Raw genomic sequence first — 22,934 nt, 5'->3', positions numbered from 1 at the left:
TGCGGTGATCGCAACACCTGATTATTGAAGGGTGTCGATTGTCATGGTGAAGTTCACGAATCGTTTGGTTGCTGAGGTTGTCCAGTCGTTCTGGCAGCAGGTTGCGGACGGTGCCCGTTTTGAAGATGCTGGTGCGTTCGTCGGGTGGTCCGTAATGACGGTCCGCCGTGAGCTGAGGTCCTCAGGAGGGGTCCGGCCCCGTCGGGGCCGGACCCTGACCGGCCGGTCCCTGTCTTTCGAGGAGCGGGAGTTGATCTCGTTATGGCGGGGCAAGGAATCGGTCCGTGAGATCGCCAGACGTTTGGGTCGTTCCCCGTCAACGGTCTCCCGGGAGCTCCGGCGGAACGCTGACAAGGTCTTTTTCTACCGGGCTACCACCGCCCATGCCCGCGCCCACGCCCGGGCAGCCAGGCCCAAGACCGCTAAGCTCAACAGCAACAAGCCCTTGCGCCTGGAAGTCGAAAAGCGGCTCGAAAAGAAAGACTCACCGGTCCAGATCGCTGGCAGACTCCGCAAGGACTTCCCGAACAACCCGGAGATGTGGGTGTCACACGAGACCATCTATCAGTCCCTCTATCTCGAGTCCCGGGGCGGGCTGAAGCGGGAACTGGTCAAGAACCTGCGCACCGGCCGGACCCTGCGCAAACCCCAACGCCGCCCCGACGAACGCCGCGGCAGAATCCAGGACAAGGTCATGATCGCCGACCGTCCCGCCGAGGTCGAAGACCGTGCCGTGCCTGGGCATTGGGAAGGGGACCTGATCGTAGGCAAGGACGGAAAAACCGCCATCGGCACCATCGTGGAGCGCACAACCGGGTTCGTGATGCTCCTCCATGTCCCGACCGGTCAAAACCGTGCCGAGTCTGTTCGGGATGGGCTGATCCGCAAAATGGGCGCCCTTCCCGACGAACTGAGGCTCTCACTGACCTGGGACCAAGGCACCGAAATGCGCAGGCACAAGGAAGTGAAGATCGCAGCCGACATCGACATCTACTTCTGCGATCCCCACTCACCTTGGCAACGCGGCTCGAACGAGAACACCAACGGGCTCCTGCGCCAGTACTTCCCCAAAGGCGCAGACCTAAGCATCTACAGCCAAACCGACCTCGACTACGTCGCCCACGAACTCAACGACAGACCCCGCCAACGATTCGACTTCTGCACCCCCAATGAGATGATCAGAACCTTCCTGTTGCGATAACCGCTAGAAACCGCCAGCTCAAAACGGCCTCAACTGCTACCTACTTGGGTTAGCGGACGGTGACCAGATGGCTGGCGGGGTCGTACCCGAAGGTGACCGGGCCGCCGTCGTGCTTCAAGGCGATGTTGCTGCCGTTCGGAGCTCCGGCCAGGCCGTAGTTTTCAGCCCAGGAGCCGTTGATCGCGGCCTTGAACTCGTAACTTCCTGCAGCGAGATTTGGCACGGAGAGCTTCCACAGTCCATCAGTGGCATCCAATGACAGCTGTGCCTGGGCGCAGTCCGGCATCCAGTCACCTGCGCAGCCGAGCTCAGAGTTCAGGCTTCCCGGCACGGAGACGGCGGCCGGCTGCTGTCCTGGAACAGCTGCGCTGATCACGTTGGTTGCGTGGTCGTACAGGAATGTGACGGCGCCGCCAGCGTGCTGGAACACCACGTTGGCGCCATCCAACTCGCCGCCTGCACCGTAGTTTTCGTCCCAGCTTCCGTTGAGCGCAGCCTTGAACTCATAGGTTCCGGCCGGCAGATTGGGAACGTTCAGCTGCCACAGCCGGTGCGTCGGCTCGTAGCTCATGAGCGCCTGCTCGCAGCCCGGCTGCCAGTCCTCGGTGCAGCCCAGTTCCGTGTTGAGGCTGCCAGCAACGGTGACGGTTTCGGGTTGGGTTGGTTCTCCCACCACGCCGCTCTTCGGCTCACTCGCTGACGTCTGCCCGCGGTTGTCCAATACCACCGCGCGATACTCCACTGAGGACCCCGACTCCACGGACGACACGTCGTGGAACACTTGGTAGGGCGCGTTGTCGTCGGTGCCAATCGGCGTCCACTCGCCGTCGGCAGTACGTGCCTGGAAGGTGACCTCGTAGAACGAGTTACCGTCGACGTCGGCCGTCACCTTCAGGCGAGTCGCGTCACCAGCCGCGGTGACCGGCTTCTTGAGCACGACGCCGGGTGCGGCTTTGGATTTGGCAAGTTGCCCCGTTGCTTCGTAAACCACTGCGGAAAGCGGTGGGACGGTGACGGCCAGGTTGGCCTGGGAGTCGGTCTTGGCATTCTTCGCGGCGTCACCGTAGACCAGCTTGAACGGCTGCTTGGCTTCATACGTGGGGATCGCCGCTGTCTGGGCAGTCTCGCTGTTGTTTACGGCAACGATGTATTCGCGCTGCTCCTTGGCGTCAATACGGGAGAAGGCGTAAATCCCAGCCCCGTCCGCTGCATAGCGGTTCTGTTGGGCACCGCTGCGGAGCGTCGGATGCTCAGCTGTGAGGGCCGCGAGTTCGCTGATCTTTTTGTACAGCGGATGTTCAGTGTTGAAATTGTCCGTGGCGTGGGTGGAACTGGTGCCCAGGAGGTCGTCATCCAGGTATTCCTGGACCTTGCTCGCGAACATCGTCTGCCGTGAATCCTGGTCCCCGCCGGCACCGGTGAAGCCCTGCTCGTCGCCGTAGTAGATCACGGGGTTGCCGCGCGAGAAATACATCAACTCATGGGCGAGCTCGTCGCGTTCCACCAGTTCGGTCTCGGAAGCTCCCACGTTGTCCTGGGCGATGAAGGTCCCGATACGGCCCATGTCATGGTTTCCCAGGAAGGTGGGCAGTTGGTAGACGTTGGAGTCAGCATCCGTGTACCAGTCGTCCCCGTTGAAGAAGTCGGCCAGGCCGGTGGCTTTGCTGCTCTGGGAAGCGAAGCTCCGGGCTGCTCCTTGGAAGCCGAAGTCCAGCACTGCCTGCATCTGGTTCTTGGTGGTGAACTTGGACGTGATGCTCTTGGAGGTATCGAAGACCTCGCCGAACATGAAGAATTCGTCCTTGCCTTGTTCCTTGGCATAGCTGAGAACCTGGGGCCCGAACTGCTGCCAGAACTCGTCATTGACGTGCTTCATGGTGTCAATGCGGAAGCCGTCAATCCCGAAGTCGCGGATCCACGTTTTGTAGACGTCCATCATTCCGTTCACCACCTTCGGGTTCTCGGTGAACAGGTCATCCAGCCCAAAGAAGTCGCCGTAGAGGGAGTCCTCGCCGGCAAAGTTGGTGTTGCCGCGGTTGTGATAGAGCGTGGGGTCGTTCAGCCAGGACGGAACCTTGACGTCCTTCTCTGCCTCTGGGATCACGGGCGTGTACGGGAAGGACGTCGCCGGGTCCAGCGCGGGGAAGTCCTGCGTCCCGGCATAGTCGCGGTCATCGAAGACTTCACCCGCAGCGGTCCGGTAGGGCTCGGTTTCCTTGGAAATGTACGGCGCCGAGGCGGTCTCCTGGTATTGGATGACGTCCGCCGTGTGGTTGGTGATGATGTCGAAGTACACCTTCATTCCACGGGCGTGGGCGGCATCGATGAGGGTCTTCAACTCGGCGTTGGTGCCCAAGTGGGGGTCGATCTGGGTGAAGTCCGTGACCCAGTACCCGTGGTAGCCGGCTGAACTGTTCGCCAGGGTGCCGTCACCTTGGACGGCCTTGTTCTTGAAGCTCGGTGTGAGCCAGAGTGAATTGGTGCCCAGTCCTTGGATGTAGTCCAGTTGGTCCTGGAGACCCTTCAAGTCGCCGCCGTTGAAGAAGCCTTTACGCGTGGGGTCGTAGCCGGAGACCATCGGATCAGAACCCAGCCCGCCGTCGTCGTTGGTCTTGGTGCCGTTGGCGAAGCGGTCGGCCATGACGAAGTAGAAGTTCTGATCGCTGACACCGCCTCGGATTGAGTGCTGGGCGGCGGGATCGGGTGTGCTGGCTGGTGCGGCGCCTGCGGGGAGGACAGCCGAGACGGTCAGTGCCGCCGTCGTCAATACAATTGCGGCGATTCGCGTGAGGGATGGGCGCTGGGGGCAGGGGCGGTGTCTATTGCGAGATAACAACGTGATGGAACCTTCCGCTAAGCGACAGTGCTGTGGGACAGAGGTGCTGTGTGGCAAGTCACAACTGTAAGCGCTTCCGTCTATTTATTCCACAGCTTTTAGGGCATTGCGGAATATGAAGAGGCTTCTCATTCTCGTTTCTTGGAAGCGCTTGCAGGGCATCTACCCGAGATTACAAAGAATTTTCACTGTGCCTTTGCATGGCCTCAAGCGGAAACGCTATGCATCTGCCCATAACCAAGCTCGTGTGACTTGCATAGGGTTGAAGAGATCTGCTTCACATAAACGCCCCCGAACTACTTCCAAGGATGAGTTTCAACGATGAAGAGCATCGCCCTCCTGCGCGAACGAGCCACCCGCGTCATGCCTACCGGTTCCCACTGCCCGGCGTCAGGCCTGTGGAGCCCGGACTCCGATCCGGATGCCGTCCAGGTTTTCGCGGAAGGCCACATCCTCCCGGCGCACAATGGTGTACCCACTGTGTGGCGGCGCCGCACTGCCGCTGAAGTGTCGGCATGACCAGCACCATCCTGAACAGGCCCGCCGATTACCGCCACGTACCGGCGGCTGAGTGGACTGAACTCAGCTCCGGCGATCCCGTGTGGATCTACGACGTCGCGTGGGGCGCCGGGACCGGCCGCGTGGACGATGTTTCCAAGCACCAGGAGTTGCTCTGGGTCATCCTCGAGCCGACCGGCCGCCGTCTCATCTGCGGAACGGACGACGTCGAGGTTTGGACCGTCTGAAAAGACTCGCCGAGATGGCATTTCATACCAATGTCTGAGCGGATCATAGGTATTAAGTGCCATCTCGGCGTCATTTAACCGGCGGGAATCAGCACACTCGGAGAGCCCGTCTCCACCCGACTCACGACGCCGCCGGGCAAGCCGGTTTCACGGTCCAATTTAAAGCTCACGACGTCGTCCGAGCCTTCGTTGGCGACGTACAGCCAGCCTTCGCGGACCAGGTGGTGGCGCGGCCACTCGCCGCCGCACGGCACCTCCGCGAGGGGCTCCAGCTCAGCCCCTCCGTGGGACACCTTCAAAACACAAATGCGGTTGGATCCGCGCACGCCCACGTATGCGAAGCGGCCATCGGGTGAGAGCGCAATCTCCGCGCCGGCGTCGCCCTCTTTTGCCCCCGCTGCGCTCGCCGGAACCATGGTGGTCAGCTCGTATGTGCCGTCCGGTTCCATCCGTAGGGCGGCTACTTCCACGGAATATTCGGTGTCCACAAAGACTGTTCCGCTGTGATGACGGGCCATGTGCCGGGGGCCGGAGCCCTTCGGCAGGATCACCTGATGATCCAAATGCAGGCCCTCAGCCGGTGAATACTGCCACACCCTGACCAGATCATGTCCCAAATCCGTGGTCATGACGCGGCCGTCCGGGAGCATCAGGCTTGCGTGCGCCCGGCTGGGCCGCTGCTCGTCAGGAGACGTTGCAGTGTGGGGATCGACGGCGGCCGCTGCACTGGTGCGCGAGGTGATAGCGCCGTCGTCGTCCAGTTCGTACAAGATGACTTGGCCGTCGCCCCAACAGGTGGCCACAATGAAACGTCCTTGCGGATCGGCGGCTACGTGGCAGGTCGCTTCGCCGGCCGGCCAAGGATCGCCGAAAGCCTCCAGTTCAGCATCCCCCGTCCGGCGATACGCCCGAACAGTCTTGCCTTCCTCGGCTACGGCGTAGACCACAGGGAGTGACGGGTGGAGCGCAAGGAACGATGGCGAGTTGGCGGCGATTGCCAAACCAAGGGACGTCAACTGGCCGTCATCATCGGCCGAAATTGCGACGATGCCCTCGCCGTTGCCGTTCCTGTCGGCTGTGTAGGAACCAACCCAGATCAGTGTTTCTTGGATATCCATGGTCAGTGCCCCTGTACGTCTGAGTCCACACCGGCGTCCGGTCCGGCGTCGAGGGTTTGCAATCGGGTGAGGTCGTCGTGGTCCAGTTCAAAGTCGAAAATGTCCATGTTCTCCTTCATTCGTTCCGGATTCGCGGTTTTGGGTATGGCCACCAAGCCCTGCTGAACGTGCCAGCGCAGCACCACCTGGCTCGGCGTCTTACCGTACTTATTCCCGATGCCGGCCAGCACTGGCGCATTCAGGAGGTCGCTGCTGGCACCCAGCGGGCTGTACGACTCGGTGATGATGCCGTTTGCTTCGTTGAAGGCCCGGGCGGCGGGCCGCGGGATGGAGGGGCTGACCTGGATCTGGTTGACCGCCGGAACAACAGCAGCCTCCCTGAACAGTTGGTCCAGGTGGGAGGGCTTGAAATTGGAAACACCAATGGATCGTGCTTTGCCTGAGGCCTGCAGTTCCTCGAAAGTCTTCCACGTGGACACGAACTCACCGCGGCGGGGGAGCGGCCAGTGGATCAACAGGAGATCGACATACTCCAGCCCCAAGCGCTCCAACGAGCCGTCCAGCCCTGCCACGGCTTTGCCGGAGCCTTGGAATTCCCCGTCCAATTTGGTGGTGATGAAGAGTTCTTCGCGATTCACCCCGCAGGCCCGGATGCCGTTGCCCACGCCCTTCTCGTTGCCATACTTCACGGCAGTGTCCACGTGCCGGTAGCCGTGCGACACAGCCTCCACCACGGCATCGGCAACCTGGGCATCATTCAGCGGCCACGTGCCGAGCCCGAGTTGCGGGATCTTGTGGCCGTCGTTGAGTTCAATGAGCGGGGCAAATGTCATGCGCGTGATCTCCTTTGGGTCTGTTGCTGTTCTACGCTGGCCGCTTGCTGCTTGGCAACAGCTACCGCCCCGACCATTTATGGAGCCGGTCACTCAGCTCCATAAAATCCTCGCTCACTATCTGCAGCTCAGGGTGGCTGTCATGCCACTCCACGATCTCCCTGGCGCCGTCAGCAAACGGAATCGTGGCCTTGTAATCAGGGATGAGTGCCTTGATTTTGGAATTGTCGAACACCACGGAGTGCGAGCGGTCGCCCAACAGATTCGGTCCGAGCTCCGAACTGTGGGCTGCGATGGTGTCAGAAGAAACATGGAACAGTTCCGGTTCTTCCACCCCGGCCGCACGCGCAAACAAGCGGTAGATCTGGTTCCACGGCAGGAACTCGTCAGAAGTAATGGTGTAACTCTCGCCTACGGCTTGCGGCCTCCCCAGAAGACCGACGAAGGCCTTGGCAAAATCCCGGGAATGGGTCAGCGTCCAAAGGGACGTTCCATCGCCGTGCACCATGATCGGCATTCCGGCACGCATCCGGTGGATATCGGTCCAACCGCCCACCATCGCGATCTTGGTCCGGTCATAAGTGTGGGACGGTCGGACTACTGTCAACGGGAAGTCCTGCTCACGGTAGGCCTCGAACAGCAGCTCCTCGCAAGCGATCTTGTCCCGCGAGTACTGCCAGAACGGGTTCTTCAGCGGAGTTGATTCCCGAATCGGCAGCGTAGTGGGTGGCTTCTGGTACGCCGACGCGGAACTGATGAAAACGTACTGTCCAGTCCGTCCGCGGAACAATTCGAACCCGGCCCGCGCCTGATCCGGTGTGTACGAGATGAAGTCCGCAACGGCGTCGAACTCTCTTCCTTGAAGTACCTCGCGCACGGCGGCGGCGTCCCGGACGTCCGCGTGGAGTACTTCCGCGCCTTCCGGAACCGGTCTGCCGGCTGACCTTCCCCGGTTGAGGATGGTCAGCCGGTGGCCCAATGCGACGGCGCGTTCAGCCGCCGCCGCACTGATGACCCCGGTCCCGCCGATGAACAGGATGTTCCGCGGCGAGACGGTGTCCGCTGCCGTTCCGAGGGTGGTGGGGAGGGAACTGCTCACCAGGCGTAGTCCTCGGGGGCGGTGCGGTGGCCCGGGAAGATGTCGTCGAGGCGCTTGAGGGCGTCCTCATTCAGGGTGACGTCCAAAGCACGGATAGCAGCATCAAGCTGTTCCTGGGTTCGAGGTCCAACGATCGGAGCCGTTACGGCAGGCTGGTGAAGCAGCCAGGCCAACGCTAGATCGCCGGGTGCCTGGCCCAATTCATCCGCGAAATCCTCGTACTGGCGGATCTGCTCCTCATGCTTCTTGAGGGTCTCCAGAGCCCGGCCCTCGGTGCGGCGAACACCCTGCTCTTCCTTCTTCAGCACACCACCAAGGAGCCCACCCTGCAGCGGGGACCAAGGGATCAGGCCCAGGCCGTAATGCTGCGCGGCGGGAATGACTTCAAGCTCAACTTCGCGCCGGAACAGGTTGTAGATGGACTGTTCGCTGACGAGACCCGTGTAATTCCGCCTCCGGGCGGCTTCCTGGGCTTGGGCGATGTGCCAACCCGCAAAATTGCTGCTGCCCGAGTACAGGATCTTTCCCTGCTGGACAGCTACCTCGATAGCCTGCCAGATCTCGTCCCACGGCGTATCCCGATCGATGTGGTGGAACTGGTAAATGTCGATGTAGTCCGTCTGAAGCCGCTTCAGGCTGGCATCGAGTGCACGGCGGATATTGAGCGCCGACAGCTTGGACTCGTTAGGGCGGTCAGTCATGGTGCCATACAACTTGGTGGCCAGGACGGTGCGCTCGCGGCGCTCGCCGCCCTTCGCGAACCATCGACCGATGATTTCCTCGGTCCAGCCGCGGTGTCCGGTTCCTCCGTACACGTTGGCGGTGTCGAAGAAGTTGATGCCGGAATCCAGCGCAGAGTCCATGATCGAGTGCGCTGTCGCTTCGTCCGTCTGCGGACCGAAGTTCATGGTGCCCAAGCAGAGACGGGAAACTTTCAGGCCCGAGCGGCCCAAGTGGGTGTACTGCATGTTTGCTGTCCTTTGTTGTGGTTAGAACTGCGTAAAAGCGGCGACGGCGGGATCGGAGCCTATGCGGGCGCCCGCCTCAAGTGCCGTGATGGCAGCCAGTTCCGATTCGGTGAGGGTGAGATCGGCCGCGCCGAAGTTTTCGCGCATCCGCTTCGAATCCGCGGACTTGGGGATCACGATGGTCCCCTGCGCGAGATGCCAGGCCAGAATCACCTGTGCAGGAGTAGTGCCGTGGGCAGCCGCCACCAGGGCCACCTGCTCGGCATTCAGGTCCTTGCCCTGACCCAGCGGGCTGTATGCTTCCACGGCGATGCTGAGGTCGCGGCACTTGTTGGCCAGCTCGCCCTGTTGGTACGTGGGGTGGACTTCGATCTGGTTCACAGCGGGAACTACTTCAGCGTCCCGCAGCAGTGTGTCTACATGGTCGGAGAGGAAGTTGGAGATGCCGATAGCCCGGATCTGCTTGTCCTGGTACAGCTTCTCCATCTCTTTCCATGCCTGCGTGTAGAGGCCCTGCGAAGGGACGGGCCAGTGGATCAGGTACAGGTCGATAACTTCAAGGCCCAAGGCGTCGCGGCTCCGCTGGAAGGCGTCATAGGCCTCGCCTTGCTCCCCGTTGCGGAGCTTGGTGGTGATGAAGAGTTCTTCCCGGGGAATGCCCGAGGCCGCGACGGCAGCGCCGACTCCTGCCTCATTGCGGTAGGCAGCCGCGGTGTCGATGTGACGGTAGCCGGCTTCCAAGGCGTCTTCCACGACCTTCTGCGTTTCCTCAGCAGGTACTTGGAAGACACCGAATCCGAGCTGTGGGATGGTGACGCCGTTGTTCAATGTCAGCTCTGGCATGACGGTCTCCTTCGACGGAATGATTATGGTGGGACACTCCAGAAAGCGTTTTCGGAGGCTCTGTACTGAGCCTATGCACTTTTGGTGGCAGAGTCAGCAATCCAACCTGATCCTGTTTTTCCTAGGTCTGGTAGTCCTACCCAAAATGGTGGTCTTTCACACGCCCCGAACGGCAGAATGGACGGATGGGTCAAAGCGCCGAGTTCGGTAAATTCCTCAAAATCATGCGTGCGCGTCTCTCACCTGAAGACGCTGGAGCGCAAGAGTCCAGCGGTGCCCGCAGGGTGCCCGGACTCCGCCGCGAAGAAGTTGCCCGACTCTCCGGAGTGAGCACTGACTACTACACGCGCCTGGAACAGGGCCGCAACATCCACCCGTCCAAGGCCGTCCTCGACTCTGTGGCCCGCGCACTGCGCCTGGACGCGGGGGAGCAAGCGCACATGATGGACCTCCTGGAGCACTGTGCAAGTTCCGCCGGCAGTCCCGGTCCCGTGCAGAAGGTCAGGCCCGGGCTCCGGCAGCTGCTCGACGCAGTCGGCGATGTTCCTGCCATGGTGCTGGGCAGGCGCGCGGACGTCCTGGCCGGAAACCGGATGGCCCACCTGCTCTTCACCGACTTCCCGGCACTCGCTGCCGGGGAGAGGAACCTGACCCGCTGGATCATCCTGGATCCCTTGGCGGGACAGCTGTTCAGGGACTGGAAAACCGTGGCTGCTGAAGCTGTGGGTGCCCTCCGGATGGACGTGGGCCGGCATCCGAACGATCCGCAGACAAACCAACTGGTGGGCGAGCTCGCCGTACACAGCGAGCATTTCCGGCAGTGGTGGGCCGGGCACAGGGTGGCATCGCGATCCGCCGGCACTGTTCGCCTGCACCACCGGATTGTGGGTGACCTGGAACTGAACTTTGAGACGCTGAGTCTTCCGGACGACCCTGACCAGATGCTGAGGATATATTCCGCGAAGGCCGGTTCGCCGTCGTCGGACGCTTTGACGCTGCTGAGCTTCGGTGAGGCGGCCTCCGTGCCCGTTCCCGAACCCGCCCGCCGAGACGACAGTTGACGCCCATGTTTTCCGAAAACATGGGCGTCAACTGCCATCTCGCGGGGTGGGTAAAGGGGTGATCAGCGCTCCAGGCGGAAACCAAGCTTGATGGTGACCTGCCAGTCGGCAACTGCGCCGTCCTCGAGGTGGCCGCGGATTTCCTTGACCTCAAACCAGTCCAGGTTCCGCAGGGTCTGGGAGGCTGTTGCGATGCCGTTCTTGATCGCGTCGTCAACGCCTTCGGTGGAAGTTCCTACAATTTCGGAAACGCTATATGTGTGGCCAGCCATGGTGCTCCTCATCAACGTCTTACGAATCTCTGGAAAATCAGGCCCGCCAGGCAGGCCGTCCAAGCAGACTAGCCCACGGATCACCGCGCGGCCAGAGTCTGCAAGGGCTTAGCTTTCGCGCCAGTCGTTACTGGTGATGTGCGAACCTGCCTGCGGTCCCATCTGCAACATTCCGCCGTCCACGGGCCACGAAGCGCCGTTGACGTAGCTGGAATCCGGTGATGCCAGGAAGGCGATGACGGCGGCGATTTCCCGGGCATCGCCGGGGCGTCCCAGCGGAACTCCGGGCCGTTCTTTCTGCGTGGGATCTTCATCTTCCTGGCCCGTCATCGGAGTCGCGATTTCACCCGGTGCCACGTTGTTGGCAGTGATCCCGTGCTCAGCGAGTTCCAGGGCCATGGTTTTGATGAGGCCGCCCAAGCCGTGCTTGGACGCGTCATATGCCGAGGCCCCAACCCTTGGCTGGAACTCGTGGACGCTGGTGACAGCGATGATGCGCCCACCGCGGCCGGCCTTGACCATGCGCTTGGCTGCTGTCTGCATAGCCACGAACGCACCGTTGAGGTTGGTGTCCAAGGTGGACATCCACGTGTCGTAGTCCAACTCAAGGAATTTGGTGCCGTCGCCGGTTCCGGAGTTGTTGACGAAGACGTCCACGCCACCAAGTTCCTCAGCCAGTTTGTCGATGGCTGCAGCGGTTCCCCGGACATCCGTGGTGTCCAGTTGGTGCACCACAGCTTTCCGGCCCAGACCGCGCACTTCCTCCGCGGTTTCCTCAGCTCCCTGCTGGTCCGAGTGCCAGGTGATTCCTATGTCCATGCCCGCCTTGGCCAACGCCACCGCAGTGGCCTTTCCGATGCCGGAATCCGATCCGGTGACGATGGCGGTCTGCGGGGAAAATGGTGCGTCGCTCATTGTCTTGCCTTTCGGTGATGTGATCGTTCCGATGGTTTATCCCTACCCAGTGAATCGGGCCGTAAACACTCCCGGCGCAAAACGGTCATCCCGGCGCGGGGTGATCGAGTGTAGATTTCTTGCAGCAGCACCTAGTGAATCCCCACAACCAGGAGTACTCATGTCAGAAGTTATTGTGGTCGGCGTTGACAGCAGCGAGACGGCCAAGCGCGCAGCAGTGGCAGCAGCGAAGCTCGCCACCGCTCTCGGTGCCGAACTGCACGTGATCAGCGGCTTCTCCGATGACCGCATCGAAGAGTTCGGCAGCGGCAGCGACCGCATCACCGTCTCCTCGGCGGACTCCGCGGAATACGTGGCGCGCAAGGTCTCCGAAGAGCTGGACGTTCCCGCCGGCAACATCAAGTACTTCGCAGCCCGCGGCACTCCGGCCAATGCCCTCATCAACTATGCCGAGACCAACAACGCCTCACTGATCGTGGTGGGCAACAAGCGCATGAAGGGCCTGGGCCGCGTCTTGGGCAGCATCGCAAACAGCGTGGCGCACGGTGCTCCCTGCGACGTGTACATCGTGAACACCGACGTCGACGCGTAACCACCCCATGTAGGTAGCAGCACATGCCGTTTTAAGCGCTCAGAACGGCCTGTGCTGCTACCTAGTTGGGTTCAGTGCTGCTTAGTTGAGTTAGTGGCGGCGGGTTGTCCGGGCAGCTTTGGCGACGCCCTTGAGAACGAGGACGACGCCGGTCCCCACCAGGAGCCACGGCCCGGCCACGATGATCGGGTCCATCCACTGGTGCTTGGTGTCTGCACGCTTCCTGCCCCGCCGAGAAGCCCAACCGTGGTTCTTGAACTCGCTCAGCACACCGGTTTCCGTGATCGGGTTATCAGGATGCAGCGTGCCAAATGACCGCAGGTGGCTCTCCCAAGCGTCGACTCGGTCACCTGCGATCAGGAGCAGCCAGTGCGCTGCCCGTCCTTCGCTGTATTTGTACGCGTACTTCCGGATGGCTCCCGAGACGCCCTTCGGTGGGGTGGATGTTCCGAAAACCGGTGTCAGGAACTTGTGCTCAATAGAGCGTTCCCGTGGCCACTTTTCCTCCTGGCGCTCCGGAAAGTCCCAATGCGCCCCAGTGATGATCCCGCGCTGCTCGCGTGGGAAAGCAGGCCGATCCTTGGGGTCCAGGTCCACGCCCCAGCCCGGGATTTTAGCCCGGAGCTCCTCGGGCGTCGGCCTTGGTTGGGGCCGTTCTGCTGTGTACGGCATGATGTTCCTCCTTGCTATGCCTGATCCAGCTGGCACTACGCTCATTCAGCTGGCGCTAAGCCTGATCAGCGTCTAGGCGGCCGTGGTCACGATCGGCTTGATGCAGTCATCCAGCTTGGCCGAGAAGATGTGGTAACCCTCGGCGATGTGTTCCAGCGGAATCCGATGGGTAATGATGTCGCTGGGCTTCAGGTAGCCGTTCTGGACATGCTCGAACAGTCGGGGCCACTGCCTCTTGACCGGGCACTGGTTCATCCGCAGCGTCAGCCCCTTGTTCATGGCATCGCCAAACTTCACTGCACTGAACATCGGGCCATAGGCACCCACCACCGACACCGTTCCGCCTTTACGGACGGAATCGATGGCCCAGTTCAAAGCAACAGGCGAACCGCCCTGCAGCTTGAATTTCGACGACGTGATGTGTTGGGTCAGGTTGCCGTCAGCTTCAGCCCCGACGGCGTCAATCACCACATCTGCGCCAAGGTGATCCGTGGCCTTCTTCATCTCCACCACAATGTCGTCGTATTCGGTGAAGTTGTACGTTTCCGCGTGGGCAAACGTCCGGGCCTTCTCCAGCCGATACTCGAGATGGTCGATGACAATGACCCTGCCCGCACCCATCAACCAGGACGACTTCGCCGCGTAAAGCCCAACGGGCCCCGCACCAAAAACCACCACCGTGTCGCCCTGTTCGATGTCACCCAATTGGGCTCCGAAGTAGCCAGTGGGGAGGGCATCAGTGAGCATTACCGCGTCTTCCTGATCCATCCATTCGGGAATTTTGGTGGGTCCGACGTCGGCGAACGGCACGCGCACGAACTCCGCCTGGCCGCCGTCGTAACCACCGGTGGTGTGGGAGTAACCGTAAATGCCGCCCACCGCCGTCGCATTTGGGTTGACGTTGTGGCAGTTGGAATACAGGCCACGGGTGCAGAAGTAGCAGGATCCGCAATAGATGTTGAAGGGCACCATCACGCGGTCCCCGACGCTCAGGTTCTCCACCGACGAGCCAACCTCATGGACCTCTCCCACGAATTCATGCCCGAAGGTCATCCCCACCCGCGTATCCGGCATCATGCCGTGATACAGGTGCAGGTCTGAGCCGCAGATCGCGGCTCCGGTTACCCGGACGATAGCGTCATTTGGATGCTCAATCCGGGGGATATCTTTTTCTTCGACCCTGACTTTATAAGGGCCGCGGTACACCATCGCTCGCATTTTCGCCGCCTCCAACAGCTAGCTGTCGATACAGGTAAAAATGCTAAGCCTCCTTATTATGCGTGTCCAGTTCTTTTTCAAGTTGGGAGAGCGCGGTGCCTAATGGCCTTGGAAGGCCTCGGCCAGCCACCACGAACCACCGTCTGAAGCGATCTTCGCGTCGATGACCAGCGGTCGGTCCTGTGTCCCGGCCTGGTAGGCGGCGATCCAGGGGCGCACGGCTTCCAGATCCGCCACGGTCCGCACGGTGACGCCCTCAGCCCCGAATCCTCGGGCGATCGCTGCGATATCAGTCTCGGGGAACACCACGCTGGAGAGGTCCTTCTGAGAGTGCTCTGAGGCGAAGTGGTGCACCTCTGCCCCGTAGGCTGCGTCGTTGTAGACGATGCACACCAGGGGGAGTTGGAGGCGGGCGGCGGTCTCGAGTTCGCTGATGCCCATGAGGAATCCACCGTCCCCGGCGCCGAGGACCGGGAGCCGGTGCGGTTGGGCGAGGGCGGCACCGATGGCCGTGTAGAGTCCGAGCCCGATTGCTTGGAATGCCTGGGTGAAGCAGAACCCGAATTCGTCCGGCACGGCGAGGTATTGGCTGGGGTAGCCCATGAAGTTGCCTGAATCGACTGCCACGATCCGCTCGGCAGGGAGCAGAGTGTCGAGTTCGCGGGTGAGGACTCGGGGATCGATGGACGTTGCCGTGGACAGGTCTTCGGTGTCGACGTCCCGCCATCTGGAGCCCTGTTTGATGGCCAGGGCGTTGGCTTCGGTGCGGTACTTCTCCGCTGGCTCTGACTGCCTGGAGCGCAGCGCCGTCAGAGCATCCAGAGCTGTCAACGCCGAATCACCCAGCAGGCCAAGGCTGATAGGCCGGTTGGCGCCCAGTGCGGAGTCTTCGACGTCGATCTGCACCACTTTGGTGCCTGCGGAGATCAGCCGCCCGTGCCGCATGGTCCACATGTTCAGCGCGCAACCCCAGCCCACAATCAGGTCCGCATCGCTGATCAGTTGGGCGGTCACCGGGGAGGAGAAGCCACCCGAAATACCCAGGTTGTGGGAGTCGCCGTTGAACAGCCCACTCGCCACAGCGGAGGTCGCCACCAGCGCACCCGCGTGCCGTGCCAGCTCCAGGATCTCGTCCCCGGCACCACGTCCGCCGCGTCCGGCGACGAACACAGGCCGTTCCGCGGCTGCGATCAGTGCTACCAGTTGCTCAATGGCGGCAGCATCCGGGCGGATCTTCAAAGGTTCAGGCACGACGGCGGCACTCACCTCGTCTGCCGCGGTGCCGCTTTGGACGTCCAGTGGCAGGCTAAGGACCACTGTGCGGCGGTCGTTCACCGCTGTCCGGAAGGCCCGAACGGTGTCCGCGACGGCGGTGGCGGGGGAGTGGATGCGCTCGGCCACGGCCCCTACGCTGCGGGCCAGTCCGTCCTGGTCGATTTTGAAGTTGGACCTGATCGCTGCGGCCTGGGTGTCGGCTGTGAGCACGATCATGGGGGTTCGGCTTTTCGCTGCCTCACCGATCCCGGTGATGGCGTTGCTCAGACCGCACCCTTGATGCGTGGTCACCACGCCCACCTTGCCGGACATCCGCGAATACGCGTCAGCCATGGTCGCGGCGCCGCCCTCATGCCGGGCTGCTGTGAACCCGATGCCTTCGGCCATGAGGGTGCTGGTGACATCGAAGTTGCCGGAGCCGACCACGCCGAAAACATGCCCGACGCCGAGCTTCGCCAGCGTCCTGCCCACCAGTGTGGAGACCCGTACTTGTTCGCTCATGCTGCTACCCCAGTGTCCTTTTCAACCATGCCCTTTTCAACCAGTGCGTACACCCGGCTGGGGCTGCCGGTGCCGCCCACGATCGGCAATGGCGCCACTACCAACGTGGCACCAGTGACGGGGAGCCGGTCGACGTTCCGCAGCGAGGTGACGCCGTACTTGTCTGCGCCCAGGAGGAAGGAGTGGACAGGGAACATCGGATCCAAGCCGCCGGCCTGGCCGGCGTCGATGCCCACGGTCTCAACACCGAAACCACTGATTGAGGCGTTACCGGCAAGCCACTTGGCACCCGCGGCAGAGACCCCCGGGGTGTGGGGACCGGCGTCGTCCGCGTTGACGAATGCCGCCGCATCAGTGCCACGGGCCGCCCATCCGGTCCGGAAAATGACCCAGCAATTCTGAGGGAAGGCACCGTGCTCTTCCTGCCACTGCTCCAAGTGTTCAGGTTCCAACAGGAAATCAGGGTTGCCGGAAACCTCGGCGGTTTTGTCAATCACGGCAATGGGACCCACCAGCCGGTGTGGTTCGATCTGGTCCACGGATTTTCCGTCCTTGCCCGTGATCCAGTGGACCGGGGCGTCCAGATGCGTCCCGGCGTGTTCACCCACGGTGACGTCGTTCCACGCCCAAGCAGGGCCGGCGTCGTCGAAATTGCTCACCGGCGAGACCGACAATCCAACCGTGTTCGCGAACGGTTGCGGCAGGTTCAGGATGGGGGTTTCGGAGCTTAGGGGCGTGGTGAGATCGATGATTTCCACCGAACCGCTCGAGAGGGCTGCAGTGAGCCCGGCCAGAACAGACATTGTTCTCCTATCGCTTGCTTGGTTTCAGTGCTGCTTGAATACGGGAAAGCCGTGAGGGTGGCGCGGTCAGTTTTTGGGCCACCAGGTGTCCGGAACCACCGGAAAGACCAGGGCCTGGATGAGTGGAAGCGCCGATATGCCAGAGACCGTCGACGGCGGTTTGGTGGCCTGCCGCCGCAGGAAAAGGTCGCCAGAGCAGGTTTTGGAAGAGTTCCGCGGAACCACCATAGGGGTCGCCGTTGACGGCATTGGGATTCGCGGACATCAGGTCCGTGGGAGCGATGATGTCTGAGGCAAGAACCGTGGCGCGGGCTCCCGGAGCGAACTGCTCCAATCGGTCGAGGACCCGGTCCAGGTAGCCCTGTTTCAGTTCGTGGGTCCAACCTTCGCCAACGGGCAGCCGGCCCGCCGCATCACCAATGGGAGAGAAGGGGACTTCCTGGAGTTGCAGCCAGAGCGTGGCCTTGCCCTCCGGAGCGCGGGACGGGTCCAGGACGCATTGCTGCCCCACCACCACGGTGGGTTCGCTGGGCAGCAGCCCGGCTTCGGCCTGGGCGCAGGCGATCCCGGTGCTGTCCGAGCCGTTGCTGATGTGAACCAGGGGAACCTCGTTGAGCCGCGGATCGAGCCACTCCAGAGGCTTGTCCAAAGCCAGATGGATCTGCATGGCCCCGCGGCCGTTTTGGTAGCGTTCAGCGGCTTCGGCAATACCGGCCGGCGCTTGGCGAAGCAGCTGGGAGTAGAGGGCTTGGGGCGAAACGTTTGCGAGCACCGTCTTGGCAGAAACTACTCCCTGCGAAGTCCGCACTCCAGCCACTGACCCTTCAGCCACCAGAATCTCCTCGGCCTCCGCGCCCAGCATGATCCGGACCCCGTTGTCGCGCAGCAACGACTCAAAGGCCGCCACGAACCTTGATGCCCCGCCCTTCACAATGGGAAGTCCGAAGCCGTGCATGCTCAGGGCCATCACGGGCAGCATGACGCCCCCGGTGGCTTGGTCTGGGCCGAGCCCTGCGTGCAGGAGCCAAGGCGACCACAACTGGTCCGCTTCCCACCCGTCAAAGCGGCTGCGGGTGTAATTCCGGCCGCTCATCACCGAATCCCGGACGAAAGCCTCCGTGCCACTCCAGCGCCCGTGCCGAACAGCGCCAAACGCAATCTTGGCCACCTCCCCAAACGAGCGAAGTTCCGCCCCGAACGCTCCAAAAACCGTGCCGGCATTTCGCCCAAGATCATCCAACATAGCCAGATAGGCGGCTTGATCGCCAGAGGACTTGAACGCAGCAGCCGTCTCGGCCGGATCACGCTGGGCAATGACCACGCGGTGGGCTCCGGTGGCCGGGTCCGTAGCAACGCTGGCCGTCACTGGGCCGGTGGTGTTGCAGTACTCCAGGCCCCTGGCGTGCAGTTCCTTACCCAGCGCACCGTAGGCGCCGCCGGACACGAATAACGGGTGCCAGGAAGAGAAGGAGTCGTGGATGAAGCCCGGAAGGGTCCGCTCGGCTGACTGAATGAAACCGCCCAACCGGTCCGAGCGCTCCATGATGCAAACGCGCCTTCCGGCCAAGGCCAACTCAGCCGCCGCCACCAAAGAGTTAATGCCTGATCCAATGATCGCGACGTCAACGGATTCGTCCATACCCGCACCTTTCTAAAGGGACTGCCTAGAAATCCGGATGGCTGGCGGTGGCGTGGTACTTGCCGCCATGGAACACCAAGGGAGCGCCGCCGTCGTGCTTGTAGCTTTCCACTTCACCCACGTAGATGGCATGGTCCCCGGCGTCATGTCGCGAAACTGTTCGACACTGGAAGGTGGCCACTGCGCCTTCCAGCAGGGGAATTCCGGCGATGCCCTCTGTGGTTTCCGCGCCGGCGAACTTATCCGTGGCCGGTGTGGCGAACTGGCGGGACAGCACATGCTGGTCACTGGCCAGGATGTTGATGGCAAAGTGCGTTGCGTCCTCGAAATCGTCCAAGCTGGGCGCGCGTTTGCTGGGGCACCAGAGTACCAACGGCGGATCCATGGACACCGACGTGAACGAGTTGGCCGTCATGCCCACTTTTCGACCGTCTGCCGAGACTGTGGTGACCACGGTGACGCCGGTGGCGAACTGACCCAAGGCGCTGCGGAAATCCCGGACATCGAAAGCCGACGAGTCCTCTTCTTTGCGGGCTTGCATGAAGTCCACGGCTGCAGCTGAGTCAAACCACCATGGGTACGACGTCCGAGGATCATCAAAGCCGCTCACGATGCTTGCCGCCAAAGCAGGGTGCTCAGCGGCTTCACTGAGAAGCGTCTTCTGGTGATCCCGGCGCGGCTTCAGCAGGTCGTTGGTCCATTCCACCGCCCATTGGCCCCACCCGCGCCAGAACTCGTCGAACGTGCGCTCCATCCATGCACGGTCAAAAGACTGCTGGCCGCGGCGAACGATCGCATCAAGGTAGTACTTCGCGGCCAGTGTGGCGTTGTTGGAACCCTGCCCGGTGAGGGGATCGTTGAGGACCACGGCGTCACCGAGCCCGAACACCAGCTTCCCGTTGCCAAGCTCCCCGACGGCGGAACGCACCGTGGGTGTGATGCGCCCCAGGAGCGTGGCGCCGTCGTCCGTCAATTCCGCATCGGCGAAGTTTTCGGCCTCGTGCGGGAAATGTTCGCGCAGGATTTCCAGCGAACGCTCCAGCTGCTCTTCCGGCGTTCCGACGTCGGTCCAGCGGTCCATGGGTCCGCCCACCACCCCTTCGAACACCATCATGTGGCAAGGACCTGAAACGGTCAGGCCGGGGAAAGTGAAGAACTCCCCGACGCCGGGGACCATGGACATGCGAATGGCATTGTCGCTGATGGAGGTGCTTGCCGGTGAATCGGCGGAAGCGCCGCCGTCGGGCTTGACGTAATTCAGCGCCAGCACCCGCTGCGGCCGGTCGAAGGGTGACTTTGCCTTGTCGCGGGGAAAGATCTGGCCGATCTCGCCCTTGCCGGTGCTCACAATGACCAGCTCGTAGTCATGGGCGAGTTCTTCGAGCATCCGCGGGGTGACCTTCTCAATGCGGAAGTCACCACCGGATGCAACAAACGTCTCGATCCAGAGGGCGCTCTTGATCCGTTGATCGATGGAGTGGGCCGGGCCATCCAAAGGGGCTTCCCACTCAATGGGGTCGTCCGCTTCCACGTGCAGTCGGATGGAGTTGATGCCTGGGACCGATCCGGATTCGTAGAACTGTGTGAGCGCTGTCCCCATTTGGGCTTCGGCGTCCAGGGCAGTGGCGAACATGCATTGGCTGGACATGACCTTGCCGGTGCGGATCTGGGCTGCGGAACGATCGGACAGGAGCGTCACTGCGTAGCCTGCCCGCTGGAGGCCAAGGGCCAACTGGGCCCCGGATTCGCCGGCCCCAATAATTGCTATCTTTCGCATGATGGTGTCCTTGTTAGCAGGGGTGTGCTATGAAACTTTGGCGGCCGACAGGTCAGCAAGATAGCTCGCGGCTTTGTCGGGGTACATGAACCAGTCCTGGAACTCCGGAGGGTGGTTGAAGCCATTGGCGAAGCGATGCGCAATGGCCGGTTCGTTGTTCGCAGCCCCCAGGAGCTCAAGGACATGTGGCGGCGGCGGGGCCAGGAGGGCATTTGTCCAGTGCGCAACGTGCTGGGCGTAGTCCCAATAGCGCTCAAAGGTGGCCTGCATGAAGCTCGCATCGAAAGCTGCAGTGCCGTGCTGAATGATGCTGTCCACATACGATGCCGCGCATTTGCTGGCGTTGTTGGAGCCCTGTCCGGTGATCGGATCATTCAACACCACGACGTCGGCCAGGCCCAGTACCTGCCTGCCGCTCGGCAGCGTAGCAATCGGGTGGCGGACGGTGGGCGCGAAGCGACCCTGAAGCACGCCGTTGGGATCGGTCAGTTCCACATTCGTGGCCCGTTCGGCTTCCCAAGGAAGGAAGGTTTTGAGGATGTTCTTGGAGTTCTGCAGGTGTTCTTCGGGGGACAGGCCCTTCCAGGTATCCATGGGTCCGCCCGGAACTCCTTCAAAGACCATGATTTCGCAAGGACCGGTAGTGGTCAGTGCCGGGAAAACGAAGTATTCCCCTACCCCGGGGATGAGGTTGAACGAGACCGCGGAGTACTCTTGCCGGGGCTCCAGGCCTTTCACGTAGGTCAGGGCCAGTGCGCGCTGCGGTGCGTCGTAGGTGCTGCGTTCGGCGTCGCGGGTGAACAGCTGTGCGATCTCGCCCTTGCCCGCTGCCACAATCACCAGGTCCGAGTTCCGTGTGTATTTTTCCAGCTCAGCGACACCGGCATCCTCGAACACCAGCTCGCCGCCCCTTGCAGTGAACTCCTCCATGAACTTGGGGAACTTCACGCGCTGATCGATCGACTTGGCGTGGTTGTCCAGGCGGGAAGCCCAGCTGATGGCCTTCTCACCCGGAACTTCGGGGTGCGGGATGGTGAAGGAGATGCCGTCAACGGTGGGGGCGTCCGGCCAAAAATCCAGACCCAACGCACGCTCGTGCTCCAGGGCGTTGTGGAAGATGCACTGGCTGGAGGCCACTCTGCCTCCGGCAATCTCCTCGGGCGTGCGGTTGGAAATCGTGGTGACCTGGTATCCGGCATCGAGCAGGCCGATGCCGAGCTGCAGCCCGGACTGGCCGGCTCCGACGATGGTGATATGGCGTTGTGTCATAGTGTTGCCCTTTTCTCTTGGTCTCTGGTTCCGGCTCTTGGGACCGACTGTCTGTGATGGTTAGTTGGCGGCGAGCAAGGGGATGGTTTCTTCGGCGCGTTCCGGGCCTAAAGCCGAGTAGCCGCCGTCGACCGCCCAATCAGCACCGGTCACGAAACTTGCCTGGTCGCCGGCAAGGAACGCGACGACGTCGCCTATCTCCTGCGGGCGGCCGACGCGCTTGAGAGCGTGGAAAGGTGCGGCGACGGAGTCTGTCTTCTCAATGTTTCCGTTGCTGAGGGAGTCCATGATGTTGCTCCACACCCAACCGGGACTAACAGAATTCACCCGGATGCCGTCCCCTGCGAAGTCCACTGCCATGCTCCGGGTGACTTGGACCAGCGCCGCTTTGCTCGCCGGGTAGAGCCAGCGGCCGGTCTGGGCCACCGAGCTGGAAATGGAGGTGAAGTTGATGATGGCACCGTGTCCGGAGGCTTTCAGGTAGGGGCGGGCCGCGTTGCTTGCCACCACAGCGCTAACAAGGTTGACATTGAGTGCGTCGAGCCAGTCGGCGCGACCGGAAGCTCCGCCGTCGTCCTTGTAGGTGCAGGCGAGGTTCACCAGAATGTCCAGGCCCCCATGTGCAGCAGCGGTTTCGCTGACCAACCGTTCCACGGCGCCGTCATCGGTGATGTCAGTGTGGGAGTAGGTGATTCCTTCGCCCAGCCCGGCGGTGAGCGAGGCGCCGTCGGGGTCTATGTCCGCAACCACCACAGTGGCTCCCGCGTCCCGAAGCGCCGAGACTACGCCTTGCCCCACCTTGGTGGCTCCACCGGTAACAATTGCCGTCCTGCCCTTGAGTGCTGGCATGTGCCGAACCCTTTCGCGTGGGGATGATGCTGTTACGGAGATATGACGTGCGTCATATTTATCCTGCTAGCGACTCTAGGCAGCCGCTGCCGGTGGGAATATCCACTTAGCGCGAGGATCATCCAAATTACGCAGGGTCTTCCTCTTCTTCATGCCAACCAACCCACGCTGCGGAAGTGAGGTGGGTTTCCCTGGCCTGAAGCTCCGCCGCCCAGAGTTCGAAGTGGCTCCTGTCCCATTCGTCCCGGCGGTCGTGCACGAGCTTGATGTTCTTCACTTGTCCTCACCTCGCTTCCACGACTGTTATGGTTTTGTGAGCTGCGTCATACTTGTCTTAAAGGCGACTCTAGACAGCCGCTGCACTGCGGAATATCCACTTGGCGCGGGGATCATCCGAAAGGCGAAAAGCTGCAAAATGCCGTTTAAATGTGGAGTGCAATTACCCGT

Annotated in this window: 22 protein-coding genes; 5 read left to right on the top strand and 17 right to left on the bottom strand. The window is 61.9% G+C overall.

What is annotated here, in order from left to right; translation table 11 throughout:
• The first annotated feature begins 43 nt into the window (after positions 1 to 43).
• Positions 44 to 1,201 carry an IS30 family transposase gene (locus M1D89_RS22785; RefSeq protein ID WP_498647237.1) on the top strand — a complete coding sequence of 386 codons (1,158 nt, stop codon included), beginning with the start codon at positions 44 to 46 and terminating at the stop codon, positions 1,199 to 1,201.
• Positions 1,202 to 1,250: 49 nt separating this feature from the next.
• Here M1D89_RS22785 and M1D89_RS22780 read toward each other — a convergent pair whose 3' ends face one another.
• Positions 1,251 to 3,968: an alpha-amylase family glycosyl hydrolase gene (locus M1D89_RS22780; protein WP_498647235.1), complete on the bottom strand. Its 2,718-nt coding sequence runs from the start codon at positions 3,966 to 3,968 to the stop codon at positions 1,251 to 1,253.
• 390 nt (positions 3,969 to 4,358) lie between these two features.
• Between M1D89_RS22780 and M1D89_RS22775 the strand changes: the two genes are divergently transcribed.
• Positions 4,359 to 4,556 carry a hypothetical protein gene (locus M1D89_RS22775; RefSeq protein WP_017197046.1) on the top strand — a complete coding sequence of 66 codons (198 nt, stop codon included), beginning with the start codon at positions 4,359 to 4,361 and terminating at the stop codon, positions 4,554 to 4,556.
• Positions 4,553 to 4,783, top strand: a complete 231-nt coding sequence (locus M1D89_RS22770) for a hypothetical protein (RefSeq protein WP_054808809.1) — start codon at positions 4,553 to 4,555, stop codon at positions 4,781 to 4,783. The genes M1D89_RS22775 and M1D89_RS22770 overlap by 4 nt, the downstream gene beginning before the upstream one ends.
• A gap of 74 nt (positions 4,784 to 4,857) precedes the next feature.
• Here M1D89_RS22770 and M1D89_RS22765 read toward each other — a convergent pair whose 3' ends face one another.
• The 5 genes from M1D89_RS22765 to M1D89_RS22745 form a co-directional block, all read right to left on the bottom strand.
• Positions 4,858 to 5,901: a lactonase family protein gene (locus M1D89_RS22765; protein ID WP_498647232.1), complete on the bottom strand. Its 1,044-nt coding sequence runs from the start codon at positions 5,899 to 5,901 to the stop codon at positions 4,858 to 4,860.
• 2 nt (positions 5,902 to 5,903) lie between these two features.
• The gene (locus M1D89_RS22760) at positions 5,904 to 6,734 is read right to left on the bottom strand and encodes an aldo/keto reductase (RefSeq protein ID WP_498647230.1); all 831 of its coding nucleotides are present in this window, start codon (positions 6,732 to 6,734) and stop codon (positions 5,904 to 5,906) included.
• A 61-nt stretch (positions 6,735 to 6,795) separates the two neighbouring features.
• Positions 6,796 to 7,833, bottom strand: coding sequence for an NAD-dependent epimerase/dehydratase family protein (locus M1D89_RS22755; protein WP_498647227.1), 1,038 nt, complete (start codon positions 7,831 to 7,833; stop codon positions 6,796 to 6,798).
• Positions 7,830 to 8,801 (bottom strand): aldo/keto reductase, encoded by a 972-nt coding sequence (locus M1D89_RS22750; RefSeq protein WP_498647225.1) that lies wholly within the window; start codon positions 8,799 to 8,801, stop codon positions 7,830 to 7,832. The genes M1D89_RS22755 and M1D89_RS22750 overlap by 4 nt, the downstream gene beginning before the upstream one ends.
• A gap of 21 nt (positions 8,802 to 8,822) precedes the next feature.
• Positions 8,823 to 9,644 carry an aldo/keto reductase gene (locus M1D89_RS22745; RefSeq protein ID WP_498647223.1) on the bottom strand — a complete coding sequence of 274 codons (822 nt, stop codon included), beginning with the start codon at positions 9,642 to 9,644 and terminating at the stop codon, positions 8,823 to 8,825.
• Between the two features lie 185 nt (positions 9,645 to 9,829).
• On the opposite strand from M1D89_RS22745, the gene M1D89_RS22740 reads away from it, so the two are divergent.
• Positions 9,830 to 10,705 carry a helix-turn-helix transcriptional regulator gene (locus tag M1D89_RS22740; RefSeq protein ID WP_498647222.1) on the top strand — a complete coding sequence of 292 codons (876 nt, stop codon included), beginning with the start codon at positions 9,830 to 9,832 and terminating at the stop codon, positions 10,703 to 10,705.
• 62 nt (positions 10,706 to 10,767) lie between these two features.
• Here the strand turns inward: M1D89_RS22740 and M1D89_RS22735 are convergent, their stop codons facing one another.
• Together M1D89_RS22735 and M1D89_RS22730 are read right to left on the bottom strand one after the other, a co-directional pair.
• Positions 10,768 to 10,977: a dodecin gene (locus M1D89_RS22735; RefSeq protein ID WP_011773002.1), complete on the bottom strand. Its 210-nt coding sequence runs from the start codon at positions 10,975 to 10,977 to the stop codon at positions 10,768 to 10,770.
• Positions 10,978 to 11,085: 108 nt separating this feature from the next.
• The gene (locus M1D89_RS22730) at positions 11,086 to 11,892 is read right to left on the bottom strand and encodes an SDR family oxidoreductase (protein ID WP_498647219.1); all 807 of its coding nucleotides are present in this window, start codon (positions 11,890 to 11,892) and stop codon (positions 11,086 to 11,088) included.
• 160 nt (positions 11,893 to 12,052) lie between these two features.
• Between M1D89_RS22730 and M1D89_RS22725 the strand changes: the two genes are divergently transcribed.
• Positions 12,053 to 12,484 carry a universal stress protein gene (locus tag M1D89_RS22725; protein ID WP_054808808.1) on the top strand — a complete coding sequence of 144 codons (432 nt, stop codon included), beginning with the start codon at positions 12,053 to 12,055 and terminating at the stop codon, positions 12,482 to 12,484.
• Positions 12,485 to 12,574: 90 nt separating this feature from the next.
• On the opposite strand, the gene M1D89_RS22720 is transcribed toward M1D89_RS22725, so the two are convergent.
• The 9 genes from M1D89_RS22720 to M1D89_RS22680 form a co-directional block, all read right to left on the bottom strand.
• Positions 12,575 to 13,156 (bottom strand): hypothetical protein, encoded by a 582-nt coding sequence (locus M1D89_RS22720; protein ID WP_498647218.1) that lies wholly within the window; start codon positions 13,154 to 13,156, stop codon positions 12,575 to 12,577.
• 72 nt (positions 13,157 to 13,228) lie between these two features.
• A complete protein-coding gene (locus tag M1D89_RS22715) occupies positions 13,229 to 14,374 on the bottom strand; it encodes a zinc-dependent alcohol dehydrogenase (protein ID WP_498647216.1) in 1,146 nt (381 codons plus the stop codon).
• Positions 14,375 to 14,473: 99 nt separating this feature from the next.
• The gene (locus M1D89_RS22710; protein ID WP_498647215.1) at positions 14,474 to 16,150 is read right to left on the bottom strand and encodes a thiamine pyrophosphate-binding protein; all 1,677 of its coding nucleotides are present in this window, start codon (positions 16,148 to 16,150) and stop codon (positions 14,474 to 14,476) included.
• Complete coding sequence (locus M1D89_RS22705) at positions 16,147 to 16,953, bottom strand: cyclase family protein (protein ID WP_498647213.1); 807 nt, start codon at positions 16,951 to 16,953, stop codon at positions 16,147 to 16,149. The genes M1D89_RS22710 and M1D89_RS22705 overlap by 4 nt, the downstream gene beginning before the upstream one ends.
• A gap of 7 nt (positions 16,954 to 16,960) precedes the next feature.
• A complete protein-coding gene (locus tag M1D89_RS22700; RefSeq protein ID WP_498647211.1) occupies positions 16,961 to 18,592 on the bottom strand; it encodes a phytoene desaturase family protein in 1,632 nt (543 codons plus the stop codon).
• Positions 18,593 to 18,617: 25 nt separating this feature from the next.
• Positions 18,618 to 20,369, bottom strand: coding sequence for a flavin reductase (locus M1D89_RS22695; RefSeq protein WP_498647208.1), 1,752 nt, complete (start codon positions 20,367 to 20,369; stop codon positions 18,618 to 18,620).
• Positions 20,370 to 20,396: 27 nt separating this feature from the next.
• The gene (locus M1D89_RS22690) at positions 20,397 to 21,638 is read right to left on the bottom strand and encodes a styrene monooxygenase/indole monooxygenase family protein (RefSeq protein ID WP_498647206.1); all 1,242 of its coding nucleotides are present in this window, start codon (positions 21,636 to 21,638) and stop codon (positions 20,397 to 20,399) included.
• A 60-nt stretch (positions 21,639 to 21,698) separates the two neighbouring features.
• Positions 21,699 to 22,487, bottom strand: a complete 789-nt coding sequence (locus M1D89_RS22685) for an SDR family oxidoreductase (RefSeq protein WP_498647204.1) — start codon at positions 22,485 to 22,487, stop codon at positions 21,699 to 21,701.
• A 127-nt stretch (positions 22,488 to 22,614) separates the two neighbouring features.
• On the bottom strand, positions 22,615 to 22,764 hold the full coding sequence (locus M1D89_RS22680; RefSeq protein WP_498647202.1) for a hypothetical protein: 150 nt from the start codon (positions 22,762 to 22,764) through the stop codon (positions 22,615 to 22,617).
• Between the last annotated feature and the right edge of the window lie 170 nt (positions 22,765 to 22,934).

It is taken from the genome of Arthrobacter sp. D3-18 (assembly GCF_054408525.1).
This window is presented reverse-complemented; position numbering and strand designations above follow the sequence as displayed.